12 protein-coding genes are annotated in these 16,048 nt (G+C 71.5%); 5 read left to right on the plus strand and 7 right to left on the minus strand.

Features of this window, described 5'->3' with window-relative positions; translation table 11 throughout:
- Positions 1-50 precede the first annotated feature (50 nt).
- Together AC07CM_RS15575 and AC07CM_RS15580 are read right to left on the minus strand one after the other, a co-directional pair.
- On the minus strand, positions 51-1,439 hold the full coding sequence (locus tag AC07CM_RS15575) for a M16 family metallopeptidase (protein ID WP_478876908.1): 1,389 nt from the start codon (positions 1,437-1,439) through the stop codon (positions 51-53).
- Positions 1,436-2,830 (minus strand): M16 family metallopeptidase, encoded by a 1,395-nt coding sequence (locus AC07CM_RS15580; protein ID WP_478876909.1) that lies wholly within the window; start codon positions 2,828-2,830, stop codon positions 1,436-1,438. The genes AC07CM_RS15575 and AC07CM_RS15580 overlap by 4 nt, the downstream gene beginning before the upstream one ends.
- A 392-nt stretch (positions 2,831-3,222) precedes the next feature.
- On the opposite strand from AC07CM_RS15580, the gene AC07CM_RS15585 reads away from it, so the two are divergent.
- Positions 3,223-5,679 carry a DNA gyrase/topoisomerase IV subunit A gene (locus tag AC07CM_RS15585; protein ID WP_478876910.1) on the plus strand — a complete coding sequence of 819 codons (2,457 nt, stop codon included), beginning with the start codon at positions 3,223-3,225 and terminating at the stop codon, positions 5,677-5,679.
- Between the two features lie 65 nt (positions 5,680-5,744).
- Here AC07CM_RS15585 and AC07CM_RS15590 read toward each other — a convergent pair whose 3' ends face one another.
- Together AC07CM_RS15590 and AC07CM_RS15595 are read right to left on the minus strand one after the other, a co-directional pair.
- Entirely contained in the window at positions 5,745-6,851 is a 1,107-nt protein-coding gene (locus tag AC07CM_RS15590; RefSeq protein ID WP_478876911.1) for a CobW family GTP-binding protein, read from the minus strand.
- A 242-nt stretch (positions 6,852-7,093) separates the two neighbouring features.
- The gene (locus AC07CM_RS15595) at positions 7,094-8,257 is read right to left on the minus strand and encodes a citrate synthase/methylcitrate synthase (RefSeq protein WP_478876912.1); all 1,164 of its coding nucleotides are present in this window, start codon (positions 8,255-8,257) and stop codon (positions 7,094-7,096) included.
- A gap of 112 nt (positions 8,258-8,369) precedes the next feature.
- Here AC07CM_RS15595 and AC07CM_RS15600 point away from each other — a divergent pair, with 112 nt between their 5' ends.
- The 4 genes from AC07CM_RS15600 (at position 8,370) to AC07CM_RS15615 (ending at position 13,089) form a co-directional block, all read left to right on the plus strand.
- A complete protein-coding gene (locus AC07CM_RS15600) occupies positions 8,370-9,626 on the plus strand; it encodes a citrate synthase (protein ID WP_478876913.1) in 1,257 nt (418 codons plus the stop codon).
- 54 nt (positions 9,627-9,680) lie between these two features.
- Positions 9,681-10,622, plus strand: coding sequence for a sucrase ferredoxin (locus AC07CM_RS15605; RefSeq protein WP_478876914.1), 942 nt, complete (start codon positions 9,681-9,683; stop codon positions 10,620-10,622).
- 98 nt (positions 10,623-10,720) lie between these two features.
- Positions 10,721-12,412 carry an ATP-binding protein gene (locus AC07CM_RS15610; protein WP_478876915.1) on the plus strand — a complete coding sequence of 564 codons (1,692 nt, stop codon included), beginning with the start codon at positions 10,721-10,723 and terminating at the stop codon, positions 12,410-12,412.
- Entirely contained in the window at positions 12,409-13,089 is a 681-nt protein-coding gene (locus tag AC07CM_RS15615) for a response regulator (protein ID WP_478876916.1), read from the plus strand. The genes AC07CM_RS15610 and AC07CM_RS15615 overlap by 4 nt, the downstream gene beginning before the upstream one ends.
- Before the next feature lie 18 nt (positions 13,090-13,107).
- On the opposite strand, the gene AC07CM_RS15620 is transcribed toward AC07CM_RS15615, so the two are convergent.
- The 3 genes from AC07CM_RS15620 to AC07CM_RS15630 form a co-directional block, all read right to left on the minus strand.
- A complete protein-coding gene (locus AC07CM_RS15620; RefSeq protein WP_478876917.1) occupies positions 13,108-14,169 on the minus strand; it encodes an ABC transporter substrate-binding protein in 1,062 nt (353 codons plus the stop codon).
- An 89-nt stretch (positions 14,170-14,258) separates the two neighbouring features.
- Positions 14,259-15,122, minus strand: coding sequence for an ABC transporter permease (locus AC07CM_RS15625; protein ID WP_478876918.1), 864 nt, complete (start codon positions 15,120-15,122; stop codon positions 14,259-14,261).
- On the minus strand, positions 15,112-15,927 hold the full coding sequence (locus tag AC07CM_RS15630; RefSeq protein WP_478876919.1) for an ABC transporter ATP-binding protein: 816 nt from the start codon (positions 15,925-15,927) through the stop codon (positions 15,112-15,114). The genes AC07CM_RS15625 and AC07CM_RS15630 overlap by 11 nt, the downstream gene beginning before the upstream one ends.
- Positions 15,928-16,048 lie beyond the last annotated feature (121 nt).

Below are 16,048 nucleotides of genomic sequence, written 5' to 3' on the forward strand. Positions count from 1 at the left end.
ACGACCCGTCGGTCACCAGGGCCCCACGCGCGCGTGGCGCGGCCTCGTCGCTACTCGGCCGCCACGACGGTGACTTCGCCGATGCCGAGCGCCTCGACCGGTGCCTTGATCTCGGCCGCGTCGCCGACGAGCACGGTCACCAGGCGGTCCACCGGGAAGGCGTTGATGACCGCGGCGGTGGCCTCCACGGTGCCGGTGGCGGCGAGCTGCTGATACAGCGTCGCCTGGAAGTCGTCCGGCAGGTGCTGCTCGACCTGGTCGGCGAGCGTGCTCGCGACGGCCGCCGCGGTCTCGTACTTCAGCGGCGCCACCCCGACGAGGTTCTGCACGGCGACGTCGCGCTCGGAGTCGGTCAGGCCCTCCGCCGCGAGCGTGCGCAGCACCGTCCACAGGTCCTGCAGGGCGGGACCGGTGTTCGGGGTGTCCACGGAGCCGCTGATGGCGAGCATCGCGGCCCCGGTGCCCTCCGGGGCGGACCTGAGGACCTGCCCGAAGGCCCGCACGCCGTAGGTGTAGCCCTTCTCCTCGCGCAGGACGCGGTCCAGGCGGGAGGTGAGGGTGCCGCCGAGGCAGTAGGTGCCGAGCACCTGGGCGGGCCACACGCGGTCGTGCCGGTCGGGACCGATCCGGCCGATCAGCAGCTGCGTCTGGACGGCGCCCGGCCGGTCGACGATGACGACACGGCCGGTGTCGTCGGCGGTCACCGGCGGCACGGGCCGCGGCTGCCCCGGCGTGCCGGACCAGGCGCCGAGGGTGTCGGTGAGCAGCGCGTCCAGGTCGGTTCCGGTGAGGTCGCCGACCACGACCACGGTCGCCGTGCCGGGTCGCACATGACGGTCGTAGAAGGCGCGTACGGCCGCCGCGTCGATCTTCTCGACGGTCTCCTCCGTGCCCTGGCGCGGGCGCGACATGCGCGAGGTCGCCGGGAACAGCTCCTTGGAGAGCTCCTTGGCGGCCCGGCGGGAGGGGTTGGCCAGCTCGTGCGGGATCTCGTCCAGGCGGTTGCGGACCAGCCGCTCGACCTCGCTCTCGGCGAAGGCGGGCGCGCGCAGGGCGTCGGCGAGCAGGCCGAGGCCCTTGGCCAGACGGGAGGCCGGGACCTCCAGGCTGAGCCGGACTCCGGGGTGGTCGGCGTGCGCGTCGAGCGTGGCGCCGGCCCGCTCCAGCTCGGCGGCGAACTCCTCGGCCGAGTGCTTGTCGGTGCCCTCCGAGAAGGCCCGGGCCATGATCGTGGCGACGCCGTCCAGGCCGGACGGTTCGGTCTCCAGGGGCGCGTCCAGCAGCACCTCGACGGCGACGACCTGCTGGCCGGGGCGGTGACAGCGCAGGACGGTCAGGCCGTTGTCCAGCGTGCCGCGCTCGGGCGCCGGGAACCCCCAGGGCCGAGCCTCGCCCGGCTGCGGCTGGGGGTGGAAGTCCATCGTGGCGAGCTCGGTCACTTGGCCGTCTCCTCGTCGTTGTTGCCGGCCTCTACGGTCGCTTCCTGCTCCGGGTCCTCGGGGACGTCGGCGTCCTCGACGGACTCGGGGGACTTCGGCTCGTAGACGAGGACCGCGCGGTTGTCGGGGCGCAGACGGGCCTTGGCGACCTCCTGCACCTCCTCGGGGGTCACCTCCAGGACGCGCTTGACGGCCGTCAGGGCGAGCTGCGGGTCACCGAACAGGACGGCGAACCGGCACAGTTCGTCGGCACGGCCTGCGACTGTGCCGAGCCGGTCCAGCCACTCGCGCTCCAACTGGGCCTGGGCGCGCTCCATTTCCTCGGGCGTGGGGCCCTCCTCGGCGAACCGGGCCAGCTCCTCGTCGATCGCGGTCTCGATCACCGGCACCTCGACGTCGCCGGAGGTCTTCACGTCCAGCCAGCCCAGCGAGGGCGCGCCGGCCAGGCGCAGCAGGCCGAAGCCGGCCGCGACGGCCGTACGGTCGCGGCGCACGAGCCGGTTGTACAGGCGGGAGGACTCGCCGCCGCCCAGGACGGTCAGCGCCAGGTCGGCGGCGTCCGCGTCGCGGGTCCCGTCGTGCGGCAGCCGGTAGGCGGCCATCAGGGCGCGCGCCGGGACCTCCTCGACGACGACCTCGCGCAGCTGCTCGCCGATGGTCACCGGCAGGGAGCCGTCGCGGGGCTGGGGCTTGCCGTCGTGCGCCTGGATCGAGCCGAAGTACTTCTCGATCCAGGCGAGGGTCTGCTGCGGGTCGATGTCGCCGACCACGGAGAGCACCGCATTGTTCGGCGCGTAGTAGGTGCGGAAGAACTGGCGCGCGTCCTCCAGGGTGGCCGCGTCCAGGTCCGCCATCGAGCCGATCGGCGTGTGGTGGTAGGGGTGGCCCGCCGGGTAGGCGAGGGCGGTCAGCTTCTCGAAGGCGGTGCCGTAGGGCACGTTGTCGTAGCGCTGCCGGCGCTCGTTCTTGACGACGTCCCGCTGGTTCTCCATGGACTCGTCGTCCAGGGCGGCGAGCAGGGAACCCATGCGGTCGGCCTCCAGCCAGAGGGCGAGCTCCAGCTGGTGGGTGGGCATGGTCTCGAAGTAGTTGGTGCGCTCGAAGCTGGTGGTGCCGTTCAGCGAACCGCCGGCGCCCTGAATCAGCTCGAAGTGGCCGTTGCCGCTGACCTGCGCCGACCCCTGGAACATCAGGTGCTCGAAAAGGTGAGCCAGGCCGGTACGTCCCTTGACCTCGTGGCGGGAGCCGACGTCGTACCAGAGGCAGACCGCCGCCACCGGGGTCAGGTGGTCCTCGGAGAGCACCACGCGCAGACCGTTGGCCAGGCGGTGCTCGGTCGCTGTCAGGCCCCCGGAGCCTGCCTCGGCTGTGGTCGTGTGACCCATGGGCATGTACGTCCCTTCGCGAGCGGAGGCGGTCGTCGAAACCGCGGTTTTCCTGCCGTTCCTGCCACTGTATGCAAAGCGTGCGGGGCCTCGGCGAAGTTCCCGCGGGACGTACGCCCACAGCGGATCGCGTAGCCTGCCTCGGACCCGCTCCGGGACGGTTGTCCGGCGCCCGGCCGGGCCGCCTGAACCGGGTCGTGGCACGGGTTGTCAGTACCTCGGTCCACAATGGTCCGCGTCAGATCCGTCATACGCTTCAGCAAGAGCGAGCCGGAGGGGCGCGTCGGTGTCGACAGGGCGAGCGCGCGGAGGCCCGGAGGGGTGAGCACGCTCGCCCTCTCGACACCGACGCGAGCGCCCCGTAGGCGAGCGACCAGATCAGAAGGAGCCAGGCAGCGATGGCCCGCCGCAGCACGAAGACCCCGCCGCCCGACGATTCGTTCGAGGAGAACATCCTCGACATCGACGTCGTGGACGAGATGCGTGGCTCCTACCTCGAGTACGCGTACTCGGTCATCTACTCGCGTGCCCTGCCGGACGCCCGCGACGGCCTCAAGCCGGTGCACCGGCGGATCGTCTACCAGATGAACGAGATGGGCCTGCGCCCCGACCGCGGCTATGTGAAGTGCGCGCGTGTCGTCGGGGAGGTCATGGGCAAGCTGCACCCGCACGGCGACGCGTCGATCTACGACGCCCTGGTGCGCATGGCCCAGCCGTTCTCGATGCGCGTCCCGCTGGTCGACGGCCACGGCAACTTCGGCTCGCTGGGCAACGACGACCCGCCGGCCGCCATGCGGTACACGGAGTGCCGTCAGGCCGAGGCGACGAGCCTGATGACCGAGTCGATCGACGAGGACACGGTCGACTTCACGCCCAACTACGACGGCCAGGAGCAGGAGCCGGTGGCGCTGCCCGCCGCCTTCCCGAACCTGCTGGTCAACGGCTCCTCCGGCATCGCGGTCGGCATGGCGACGAACATGGCGCCGCACAACCTGCGCGAGGTCATCGCGGCCGCCCGCCACCTGATCAGGCACCCGAACGCGGACCTGGACGCGCTGATGAAGCACGTCCCGGGCCCCGACCTGCCCACGGGCGGCCGGATCGTCGGCCTGGACGGCATCCGGGACGCGTACGCGACGGGTCGGGGCACCTTCAAGATGCGCGCGACGGTCACGATCGAGACGGTGACCGCCCGCCGCATGGGCCTGGTCGTCACCGAGCTGCCCTTCACGGTCGGTCCGGAGAAGGTGATCGCCAAGATCAAGGACCTGGTCAACGCCAAGAAGGTCCAGGGCATCGCGGACGTCAAGGACCTCACCGACCGCGAGCACGGCCTGCGCCTGGTCATCGAGATCAAGAACGGCTTCGTGCCGGAGGCGATCCTGGAGCAGCTGTACAAGCTGACCCCGATGGAGGAGTCCTTCGGCATCAACAACGTGGCCCTGGTGGACGGTCAGCCGCTCACCCTGGGCCTGAAGGAGCTGCTGGAGGTCTACCTCGACCACCGCTTCGACGTGGTGCGCCGTCGCAGCGAGTTCCGCCGCGGCAAGCGCCGCGACCGGCTGCACCTGGTCGAGGGCCTGCTGACCGCCCTGGTCGACATCGACGAGGTCATCCGGCTGATCCGCTCCAGCGAGAACTCCGCGCAGGCCAAGCAGCGCCTGATGGAGCGTTTCTCGCTGAGCGACGTGCAGACGCAGTACATCCTCGACACTCCGCTGCGCCGGCTCACCAAGTACGACCGCATCGAGCTGGAGGCGGAGAAGGAGAGGCTCACCGCGGAGATCGAGGAGCTGACCCGGATCCTGGAGTCGGACGCGGAGCTGCGCAAGCTGGTCTCGAACGAACTGGCCGCCGTGGCGAAGAAGTTCGGCACCGACCGGCGCACCGTCCTGCTGGAGTCCGGGGCCGCCCCGGCGGCCGCCGTCCCGCTGCAGGTCGCCGACGACCCGTGCCGGGTGCTGCTGTCCTCGACGGGTCTGCTGGCCCGTACGGCGGACAACGAGCCGTTCCCGCGGGACGCGGGCGCCAAGCGCGTGAAGCACGACGTGATCGTCTCGGCGGTGCCGGCGACCGCGCGCGGTGAGATCGGCGCGGTGACCTCGGCCGGCCGTCTGCTGCGGATCAACGTGGTCGACCTGCCGCAGCTGCCCGAGATGACCGCGCCGAACCTCTCCGGAGGGGCGCCGCTCGCGGAGTTCGTGTCCCTGGAGGACGACGAGACGGTGGTGTGCCTGACCACGCTGGACGAGTCGTCCCCGGGTCTGGCGCTGGGCACCGAGCAGGGCGTCGTCAAGCGTGTCGTGCCCGACTACCCGTCCAACAAGGACGAGCTGGAGGTCATCACGCTCAAGGAGGGCGACCGGATCGTCGGCGCGGTGGAGCTGCGTACCGGCGACGAGGACCTGGTGTTCATCACGGACGACGCTCAGCTGCTGCGCTTCCAGGCCTCCATCGTCCGTCCGCAGGGCCGCCCGGCCGGCGGTATGGCGGGTATCAAGCTCATCGACGGCGCCAAGGTCATCTCCTTCACGGCCGTCGACCCGGCGGTCGACGCCGTGGTCTTCACGGTGGCGGGCTCCCGCGGCACGCTGGACGACTCCGTGCAGACGACCGCCAAGCTGACCCCGTTCGACCAGTACCCGCGCAAGGGCCGGGCCACCGGCGGTGTGCGCTGCCAGCGGTTCCTGAAGGGCGAGGACTGCCTGTCCCTGGCCTGGGCGGGCCCCGTCCCGGCCCGGACCGCGCAGAAGAACGGCACCCCGGCCGAGCTGCCGGAACTGGACCCGCGCCGCGACGGCTCGGGCACGTCGCTGCCGAAGACGGTGGCGGTGGTCGCGGGACCGGTGTTCTAGGCCTCCCAAGCCCTTGCTCCGGGCCTCGTAAGCCACGGCTCCGGGTGTCCAGGCCTCGTCGGGGTCTAGGCCTTGTTTGCCTCGGCTCCGGGTGTCCAGGCCTCGTGGGCCTCGTCGCGCGGCTCCTCCTCGGAGCCCCGGACGAAGCGCAGGACGCCCCACATGCCGTGCTCGTCGGCGTGTGGGGCGTCGTTCTTGCACGCCTCCAGTTCCTTGCCGAGGGCGCCCGTGTCGATGCCGCTGCCGATGAGGACGAGCTGGGTGAGGCGGGCGCCGGCGGGGGTCCAGGGCTCGGGGTGGAACCGCAGGAAGCGTCCGACGACGTGCACGGCGTACCGGTTGCCCGTGTCGTGCGGCCCGAAGTCGACGTGTCCCTTGATGCGGTACAGCCCCTCGGGACGGCTGTCCAGGAACCACATGAGCCGGCGCGGCTCCATCGGCACGTCGGAGACGAAGGACAGGCTGTCGTAGCCCGTGTGCAGATGGCCGCCGTGGTCGTCGTCGCCGTGTTCGTGCAGGTCGTCGAAGGACAGCTGTCCGATGCGCTCCTCGCTCGGCCGGCAGTCGAAGAGGAACTCCGGGTCGATGCGGCCGTAGGTCGCCGGGACGACGGCCGCGCGGTCGGTGAGCGAGCGGACGAGGCCGAGGACGCGGTCGGTTTCCGGCGCCCGGTCGAGCTTGTTGACCACCACGAGGTCGGCGAGGGCGAGGTGCCGGTCGATCTCGGGGTGCTGGGCACGGGTGCCCTCGAACTCCGAGGCGTCGACGACCTCGACGAGGCCGCCGTACACGATGCCGGGATGCTCGCTGGCGAGCACCATGCGGACCAGTTCCTGCGGCTCGGCGAGTCCGCTGGCCTCGATGACGATGACATCGACGCCGGTGGTGGGCGCGGCGAGCCGGTCGAGGTACTCGTCGAGTTCGCTCGCGTCGACCGCGCAGCACAGGCAGCCGTTGCCGAGCGAGACGGTCGAGTCGCCGAGGGCGCCCGCGACGGCCATCGCGTCGATCTCGATGGCTCCGAAGTCGTTGACGATCGCCCCGATGCGGCTGCCTCCGCTGTGGTGCAGCAGGTGGTTGAGGAGCGTGGTCTTGCCGGAGCCCAGGAACCCGGCGAGCACGACGACCGGGATCTGCCGCGAACCGCGGCCGTCTCCCACGCTGTCCCTCAAGCTGTTCCCCAACGGGCGACCTCTCTCACGCGGACGCGCGCACCGGCTCGCGGCCCGGCGCACGGACGAGGAATGACTGCGCGAACAGGATACGAGCGGGGAGAATCGCGACGTGGTGAACGATCGTTCGCACTCCTCGCGGTTCAGGCCTGGGGCCCCTCGCGCACGGCGGTCCCGGACGACCGGGCGACGGGTTCCGGGCGGGGGCTCCCGGCGCACCTGCCTGGATGCCCGCCTTGGTCTCAGGCGACCGCGGGCACCGCCGCCGGCGGCTCCGGGCCCACATATCGCGCGACCGGCCTGATGATCTTCGAGTCCTCCGACTGCTCCAGGACGTTGGCGCTCCAGCCCACCGCCCGGCCCGCCGCGAAGGTGGGGGTGAACATCTCGCGGGGCAGGCCGCACAGTTCCATGACCACGCCCGCGTAGAACTCGACGTTCGTGTGCAGTTCGCGACCGGGCTTGAGCTCGGCGAGGATCGCCTCGACCTGCCGCTCGACCTCGACGGCAAAGGCGACGCGCGGGCCCCCGAAGTCCAGGGCGATCTCGCGCAGCATCCGCGAACGGGGGTCCTCCGTGCGGTAGATGGCGTGCCCGAAGCCCATGATCCGGTCACCGGCGAGCACCCGCTCCCGGATCCAGGAGTCGATGCGGTCCGGCGTCCCGATCGCGTCCAGGGTGTCGAGCGCGCGGCTGGGCGCCCCGCCGTGCAGCGGACCGGACAGTGCGCCCACGGCCCCGACCAGGCAGGCGGCCACGTCGGCCCCCGTCGACGCGACGACCCGCGCGGTGAAGGTTGACGCGTTGAATCCGTGATCAATGGTTGAGATCAAGTACTGCTCGACCGCGCGGGCCCGCCGCGGGTCGGGCTCCTCACCGGTGAGCATGTGGAGGTAGTTGGCCGCGTACGACAGGTCGGCGCGCGGCTCCACCGGCTCGAGGCCCTGCCCCAGCCGGTACAGCGCGGTGAGCAGGGTCGGCACGGCCGCGCAGGCGGCGACGGTGTCGGCGCGGCGCCGGGCGGCGTCGATGTCGTAGACCGGCCGGAACCCCTTGGCGGCGCCGAGCAGGGAGAGTGCCGTACGCATCCCGGCCAGGGGCCCGGAGAGGCGGCTCGCCGCCGCGATGGCCGGCAGGGCCGCACGGACCTCGTCGGGCAGCCGGCGCAGTTCGGCGGTCTCGGCGGCGAAGGCGGTGCGGCGCTCCGCGTCCGGGAGTGCGCCGTGGACGAGGAGATGCCACACGTCCTCGAAACCGCGGGTCCGCGCGAGTTCGACGGCCGAGTACTGGCGGTAGTGGTAGAAGCCCTCGAGCCCCCGTACGTCTCCGATCCGGGTGTCGGTGACGACGACCCCCGCGAGGCCGCGCGGTACGTCGATGCGCGGTGCGGTTCTGTTGATCGACATGCTGTTCCTCCCTGAACTTGATCCGACTGTCCATGCTTGACTCAAATTCTGTCAACATTGATTAATCAACGTATGGCCGTCAAGCAGTACAGAGGCGACTACGGTGACCCCCATGCGCGATCACGAACCCGCCCCCGGCCGTCCCGGGCGAAGGCTGAGCACCAGGGAGACCGCCGAGGTGCTCGGCGTGAAGCCCGAGACGGTGTACGCCTACGTGAGCCGCGGCCTGCTCAGCAGCAGGCGTGAACCCGGCAGCCGCGCCAGCACCTTCGACGCGAAGGAGGTCGAGGTCCTCGCCCGGCGCAACCGGCGTGAGGCCGCGGGGCGTCCGGGCTCCGGCGGCGACCTGTCCGTCCGGACGCGTGTCACCCTGATCGACACGGACCGGTACTACTTCCGTGGCGTCGACGCCACGGAGCTGGCCGCCCGCCACTCCTACGAGGAGGTCGCGGAATGGCTGTGGACGGGCCGGCTGACCCCGGGCGTCACCTTCACCGCGCCCGAGGCCACCGTCGAGGTCGCCCGCCACGCCGTGAACGCCCTGCCCGAGCACACCTCGCCCACCGACCGGCTGCGGGTGGCCGCGATCGCGGCGGCGGCCGAGGACCCGATGCGCTTCGACCTGTCCGAGGAGGCAGTGCTCAGCACGGCGCGCATCCTCATCCCGACGCTGGTCGCCGCGCTGCCGCCGGTCCTGCACGCCCCCGAGGACGACGGCCCGCTGGCCCACCGCCTGTGGGGCCGGCTGACCGCCGGGCCCGCCGACGCGGAATCGCTGCGCGTCCTGGACACCGCCCTCGCCCTGCTCATCGACCACGACCTGGCCGCCTCCACGCTCGCCGTCCGGGTCGCCGCCTCGGCACGCGCCCACGCCTACGCGGCCGTCTCGGCCGGACTCGGGGTGCTGGAGGGCCCGCTGCACGGCGCCGCCAGCGGCCTGGCCCACCGGATGCTGCTCGACGTCCTCGACCAGGGCACCGCGGTCCCCGTGATCGCGGACGAGCTGCGTGCGGGGCGCCGTATCCCCGGACTCGGCCACCGGCTCTACCCCGGCGAAGACCCGCGCGCGCGGATGCTGTTCGGCCTCCTGGAGCGGGTCCCACGCGCCGAACCCGCCCTGCTCGCGGCCCGCGACATCGTCGCCACGACCGCGCGCCACACCCCGCTGCACGCCAACGTCGACCTGGCCCTCGCCGTGTTCACCGCCTCCTGCGGCATGCCCGCCACGGCCGGCGAGACCATCTTCGCCGTCGCCAGGACGGCGGGCTGGATCGCCCACGCTCTGGAGGAGTACGGCGAGCGTCCCCTGCGCATGCGCCCTGTCGGCCACTACGTCGGTCCGCGCCCTCCGCAACCCCTCCCGGAGTAGGACACGGGCACGGCCGGAAGTCGCCCTGGGGGGAGTCAGGTTAGGCTCACCTCTGTGAGTAGGTGCGCGACCGTCTCCCGGAGCCTCGACGAGCCCGTTTCCGGTACGGCTGCCACGGCGACGACGTGGCTGCTGCTGGAACAGCCCGGCCCATGGGGTGCCAAGGCGCTCACTTCGAGCCATCTCGATCCCGCGCTGGGCCGCGCCCTGGAGGCCGCCGCGGAGGGGACCGGAGTCCGCGTCGCGCTCATCCGCCGGCCAGGCCGCCACGCAGACCCCGGCACGCCCGCGCCCCGGCAGGTGTACGCGGCCCACACCGTCCCCGGCAACGTGTGGCTGCACAGCTCCACCACCCGCGACCCGCGCAGGCTGCTGGACCTCGACTTCGCGGCTCTCGGCGCGGGCGACGACCGTTCCTTCGGCACGCAGCTCGGCGGGCGGCCGCACACGGGCGACCCGCTCGCGCTCGTGTGCACCAACGGCAAGCGGGACCGCTGCTGCGCCCTCCTGGGCCGCCCCCTCGCCGCCGAGCTGACCGCGTCCGGTGTGCGGGGCGTGTGGGAGGTCACCCATCTGGGTGGTCATCGCTTCTCGCCCACGGTGCTCGTCCTGCCGTACGGCTACGCGTACGGCCGCGCGGAGGCCCACACCGTCAAGCAGGCCCTGCACGGCGTCCGGCAGGGCCGTGTGGTGGTCGAGGCGTGCCGCGGGCGCTCCGCCTGGGAACGGCCCGGCCAGGCGGCCGAGCTGGCCGTGCGCACGGTGGCCGGCGAGTACCGGGCGGGCGCGCTGAGCGTCGTGGGGACCGGGGGCAGGGCTCCGCGCTGGGAGATCACCGTCGCCCACACCGACGGCCGACGCTGGCGCGTCACGGTGGCCCAAGGCGCGTCCGTGCCGCCGCGCCCGGAGAGCTGTGGCGCGGCGGTGCTCGGCACGCCGGCGCGGATGGACGTGGTGTCGGTGCGCGAGCTGAGGACGACCGCCCTCGCGAGCTGAGCCCGCCCCTCCCGCACCGGTTCCTTCAAGGACTGGTCAAGAGATCCACGCCACACCCCCTTCGGCCGCCGCCCTGCGTCCACGTAACGTCGGGGGGTATGAGCCCCACTCCCCCCGCACGCCGTCTGCGCCTCGGTCTGCCCCGGCGGGTGTTCTCGCAGGTGCTGCTGATGCAGGTGGCGATCGCGGCGGGGGTCGCGGTGCTCGCGACCGGGCTCTTCCTGGCGCCGCTGAGCAAGCAGCTGGACCAGGAGGCGATGCGCCGGGCACTGGCCATCGCGCAGACCACGGCACAGGACCCCCAGATCGCCGAAGGCGTCCGGACCACCCCGCCAACCAGGAACGGACCGGTGCAGAAGGAGGCCGAGCGGATCCGGCACGCCACCCACGCCGAGTACATCGTGGTACTGGACCGCAGCTGGATCCGGTGGTCGCACCCCACCCCGAGCGAGATCGGCCACCAGGTGTCCACCAGCCCCCGCGAAGCCCTGGCCGGCCAGGAGGTCATGGAGATCGACAAGGGCACCCTGGGCCGCTCGGCCCGAGGCAAGGTGCCCCTGTACGACGCCGACCACCGGATCATCGGGGCGGTCTCGGTCGGTATCGCCTACGACAGCGTGCGCGCCCGGCTGATCAGCGCGATCCCGGGTCTGTTCGCCTACGCCGGCGGTGCGCTCGCGGTGGGCGCTCTGGCCGCCTGGCTTATCTCCCGCCGGGTCCAGCGGCAGACCCGCGACCTGGCCTTCTCCGACATCTCGGCGCTGCTCGCGGAGCGCGAGGCGATGCTGCACGGCATCCGGGAGGGCGTGGTCGCCCTCGATCGCGGCGGCCGCATCCGCCTGCTCAACGACGAGGCACGGCGGCTGCTGGGCATCGGCGACGAGGCCGTCGGCAAGTCCCCCGACGAGGCACTGGGCGAGGGACGCACGACCGACGTCCTGGCCGGGCGGGTGACCGGCACGGACCTGCTGACCGTGCGCGGCCAGCGCGTGCTGGTCGCCAACCGCATGCCCACGGACGACGGCGGTGCCGTGGCCACCCTGCGCGACCGCACCGAACTCGAACAGCTGGGTCGCGAACTCGACTCCACACGCGGCCTGATCGACGCCCTGCGCGCCCAGGACCACGAGCACGCCAACCGCATGCACACCCTGCTCGGCCTGCTTGAACTGGAGATGTACGACGACGCCGTGGAATTCGTCGGCGAGGTCGTCGGCGACCACCGGGTCACCGCCGAGCAGGTCACCGAGAAGATCCAGGACCCGCTGATCGCCGCCCTGCTGGTCGGCAAGGCGACCGTGGCGGCCGAACGCGGCGTCGCGCTGTGGGTGTCCGAACGCACCCGGCTCCCTGACCGGCTGATCGACCCCCGGGGCCTGGTCACGGTCGTGGGCAACCTCGTGGACAACGCGCTCGACGCGGTCGCGGGCACCCCGCACGCGCGCGTGGAGGTCGGGTTGCACACCGAGGGACGTACGGTCGTCCTCCGCGTGCGCGACACCGGGCCCGGCATCCCGGCGGACCAGCGGGAGCTGATCTTCACGGAGGGGTGGTCCACCAAGGAGCCGCCGGCGCACGGAAAACGCGGCCTGGGGCTCTCCCTGGTGCGCCGGCTCGCCGAACGACAGGGCGGGAGCGCGTCGGTGGTCACGGCGGACGGCGGGGGCGCGGAGTTCACCGTCGTACTGCCCGACGCGCTGTCCGAGCCGGAACCGGAGCCGGCCCTCACGGGGTCCGCGGAGCCCGGCTTCGGGGATGTTCCCGCCGCTGCCGAGGAGGAGGCGCGATGATCGAGGTCCTGGTCGTGGACGACGACGTACGGGTGGCGCGGGTCAACGCCGCCTACGTCGAGAAGGTGCCCGGCTTCCACGTGGCCGGCGAGGCGCACAACGCGGCCGAGGCGCTGCGCCGGCTGGAGGCGCTGCCACGGCTCGACCTGGTCCTCATGGACCACTACCTGCCGGACGAGACCGGGCTCGCGGTCGTCCGCGAGATGCGCCGGCGCGGCCACCAGACCGATGTGATCATGGTGACGGCCGCGCGGGACGTGGCGACCGTCCAGGCGGCCATGCGGCACGGGGCCCTGCAGTACCTGGTGAAGCCGTTCGCCTTCGCCGGGCTGCGGGCCAAGCTGGAGGCGTACGCCGAGCTGCGCCGCAAGCTGGACGGCGGCGGCGAGGCCGAACAGGCCGAGGTGGACCGCATCTTCGGCGCTCTGTCCGCGCCGTCGGAGCCGGGGCTGCCCAAGGGGCACTCCCCCACCACCGCCGAGCTGGTGCGCCAGTCCCTGATGGGCGCCGAAGGGCCGCTGTCGGCCCAGGAGATCGCCGAGCGGACCGGCGTGAGCCGTCAGACCGCCCAGCGCTACCTCAAGCTCCTGGAGCGCACCGGACGGGCCCGGCTGACCCTCAAGTACGGCGACGCGGGCCGCCCGGAACACCGTTACGTGTGGGCGACCCGCGTCTGAGCGGGGTTCGGCGAGCCGCTACTTGGCGGCCTTCTCGACGAACTCGGTCGTGTACGTCTTGCTCAGGTCCACCTTGGCGTTCTTGATGTTGGGGTTGAACGCCTTGAGGACCTTCTCGACGGTCTCGGGACCGTTCGCGGGCATCACGCCGTCCTTGGTGAACATCGGCAGCGTGCTCTTGATGGCCTCGGCGTAGAGCGCCTTGTTGCCCTGGGAGTAGTCGGCGGGCATCTTGGCCGCGATCTCGTCGGCGCTGTGGGTGGACATCCACGTGAGCGTCTTGACGAACGCGTTGACCAACTTCTGGACGGTGTCCTTGTGCCCGTTCACCCAGTCCGTCTGCATGTACAGACTGGACGACGGGTAGGGGCCGCCGAGCGCCTTCTGCGAGCCCTCGGGCGTCCGCATGTCGAGCAGGACCTTGCCCGCCTTCTTGTCCAGGATCGTGGCGACGGTCGGATCGGTCGTCATACCGGCGTCGATCGAGCCCTGCTGCAGCGCCGAGATGAAGGTCGGCCCCGCACCGACGGCGACCGGACTGAACTCGCTGATCTTCACGCCGTTCTTGACGGCGAGGTACTTGGTGAGGAAGTCGGTCGAGGAGCCGAGACCGGTGATACCGAGCTTCTTGCCCTTGAAGTCCTTCGGCGAGGTGATGTCGCCCGCCTTCTTGGTGGAGACGACCTCCACCTCGCCGGGGGCGTGCGAGAACTGCACGACGGACTCCACGGCCTTGCCCTTCGTCTGGAGGTCGAGGGTGTGGTCGTAGAAGCCGACGGCGCCCTGGACCTGGCCGGAGACGAGCGCGGTCTCGGCCTGGACACCGGCGGGCTCACTGAGGAGTTCCACGTCGAGGCCCTCGGAGTCGAAGTAGCCGAGCCGCTGGGTGAGCATCGCCGGCAGATAGATGACCTTGTCCAGGCCGCCGACCATGATCTTGACCTTCGTGCCCTTGCCGTCGCCCTTGCTTCCGGCGTCGGCGGAGGTGCTGCTCGCCGCGTCATTGGCGCAGGCAGTGAGCGAGGAGAGGGCGAGCAGGCCGGAGGCGGCCAGCGAGGCGTATCTGGCGGTCTTGCGCATGGCGGTTCACGTCCTTGTGAGAGGGAGGTACGGGGTAAGGGGGGTGTCTTGGAGCCCTTGGCCTCGGGGCGGCGCCGGGCGGACCGGACTCAGTGGCCGGAGTTCGACGGCTTCCACCGGAAGATGCGGTGCTCGGCGAAGGTCAGCAGGCCCTCGGCGACGAGTGCGACGGCCGCGAGGATGACCATCGCGGCATAGACGCCGGCGGCGTTGAAGGTGCCCTGGGACTGAGCGACGAGCAGGCCGATGCCCTTGGTGGCGCCGATGTACTCGCCGACGATGGCGCCGATGAGGGCGAAGCCGAAGCTGACGTGGAGGCTGGTGAAGATCCAGGAGGTCGCCGACGGGATGACCACCTGGAGGGTGACCCGACGGTCGCTCGCGCCCAGGATGCGGGCGTTGGACACCAGGTTGCGGTCGACCTCGCGGGCGCCCTGAAAGGCGTTGAAGAACACCGGGAAGAAGACCAGCACCACGGCCGAGGCGACCTTGGAGGCGGGGCCCAGCCCGAACCAGATCACGAAGATCGGGGCCAGGACGATCCTGGGGATGGAGTTGAGCACCTTGATGTATGGACCAAGGACATCGGCGAGAAAGGCGATCCGCCCCAGAGCGATACCGAAGACCACACCGGCGACGACACCGATGACCCAGCCGAGCAGCGCCTCCTGGAGCGTGGCCCAGATCTGCTCGCCCAACGAGCCCTGTGCCGTTCCGTGCATCACCCAGGTGCCGATCTGATCCCAGATCTGCGAGGGCATCGAGAAGTTGAACGGATCGATGATCTTGGCCCGGGAGAGCCCCTCCCACAGACCGAGCACGGCCACCAGGAGCAGCACCCGCGCGGCGGCGACGACCACCTTGCGTCTGCGGGCGGCCGCGGCCCGCGACTGGGCGCGGCCCGGAGTCTTCACCGTGTCGACGACCGGCGTGCTGATGACCTCAGGCGACATTGGCGGCACCCCTCTCGCGGGTGATGCGGACCTCTTCGCCGAGGGACTCCCAGATCTCGCGGTAGATCTCGATGAACCGCGGCTCCAGACGTACCTGTTCGACCTTGCGCGGCCGCGGCAGATCGATGTCGAAGACCTGCTTGACGGTCGCGGGCCCGGCCGTCATCACGACGACCTTGTCGGCCAGCGCGATGGACTCCTCCAGGTCGTGGGTGACGAAGACGACGGAGGCGCCGGTGCCCTCCCACAGCTCCAGCAGCTCGTCCGACATCAGCGCCCGGGTCTGCACGTCGAGCGCCGAGAAGGGCTCGTCCATCAGCAGGATCTCGGGGTCGTTGACGAAGGTGGCGGCGAGGGCGACGCGCTTGCGCTGGCCGCCGGAGAGCTGGTGCGGATAGCGGTCCTCGAAGGCGGCGAGCCCGACGCGGGCCAGCCACTCGCGGGCCTTCTCCTTGGCCTCCGCCTTGGGAACACCCCGGAAGCGGGGGCCCGCCATGACGTTGGACAGGACCGTCCGCCAGGGGAAGGTGGCGTCCTGCTGGAAGACGAAGCCGACCTTGTCGCCGACGCCGTCGACCGGCTCCCCGGCCACCAGCACCTCGCCCTCAGTGGGCTCCTCCAGGCCGCTGACCAGGGTCAGCGTGGTGGACTTCCCGCAGCCGGTCGGGCCCACGACGGCCACGAACTCGCCGCGCCGCACGGTGAGGTCCAGGCCGCGCACGGCCGTGTGCAGACCCCCCGACGGGGTCCTGAAGGTTTTGCTCGCGCCCCGTAGCTCGATGGCGGGGCTGGTGTCTGCGCTCATGGGCCGGGACGGTAGGTGTGGCCCCTGCCACAGCAGCAGTCTTGTGAGCACAAGCCGTTCTTTTGCTCGCAAGAGCCTGTTGTGCTCATTTTGCTCGCGCTAGAACTGCGGAGCCGAAACA

The organism is Streptomyces sp. NPDC044061, assembly GCF_056434305.1.

Coding starts and splice junctions, on each gene's coding strand:
- AC07CM_RS15625 (WP_478876918.1), bottom strand. CDS start 15,122: ATGTCGCCTGAGGTCATCAGCACGCCGGTCGTCGACACGGTGAAGACT.
- AC07CM_RS15615 (WP_478876916.1), top strand. CDS start 12,409: ATGATCGAGGTCCTGGTCGTGGACGACGACGTACGGGTGGCGCGGGTC.
- AC07CM_RS15620 (WP_478876917.1), bottom strand. CDS start 14,169: ATGCGCAAGACCGCCAGATACGCCTCGCTGGCCGCCTCCGGCCTGCTC.
- AC07CM_RS15600 (WP_478876913.1), top strand. CDS start 8,370: ATGCGCGATCACGAACCCGCCCCCGGCCGTCCCGGGCGAAGGCTGAGC.
- AC07CM_RS15630 (WP_478876919.1), bottom strand. CDS start 15,927: ATGAGCGCAGACACCAGCCCCGCCATCGAGCTACGGGGCGCGAGCAAA.
- AC07CM_RS15580 (WP_478876909.1), bottom strand. CDS start 2,830: ATGCCCATGGGTCACACGACCACAGCCGAGGCAGGCTCCGGGGGCCTG.
- AC07CM_RS15585 (WP_478876910.1), top strand. CDS start 3,223: ATGGCCCGCCGCAGCACGAAGACCCCGCCGCCCGACGATTCGTTCGAG.
- AC07CM_RS15610 (WP_478876915.1), top strand. CDS start 10,721: ATGAGCCCCACTCCCCCCGCACGCCGTCTGCGCCTCGGTCTGCCCCGG.
- AC07CM_RS15595 (WP_478876912.1), bottom strand. CDS start 8,257: ATGTCGATCAACAGAACCGCACCGCGCATCGACGTACCGCGCGGCCTC.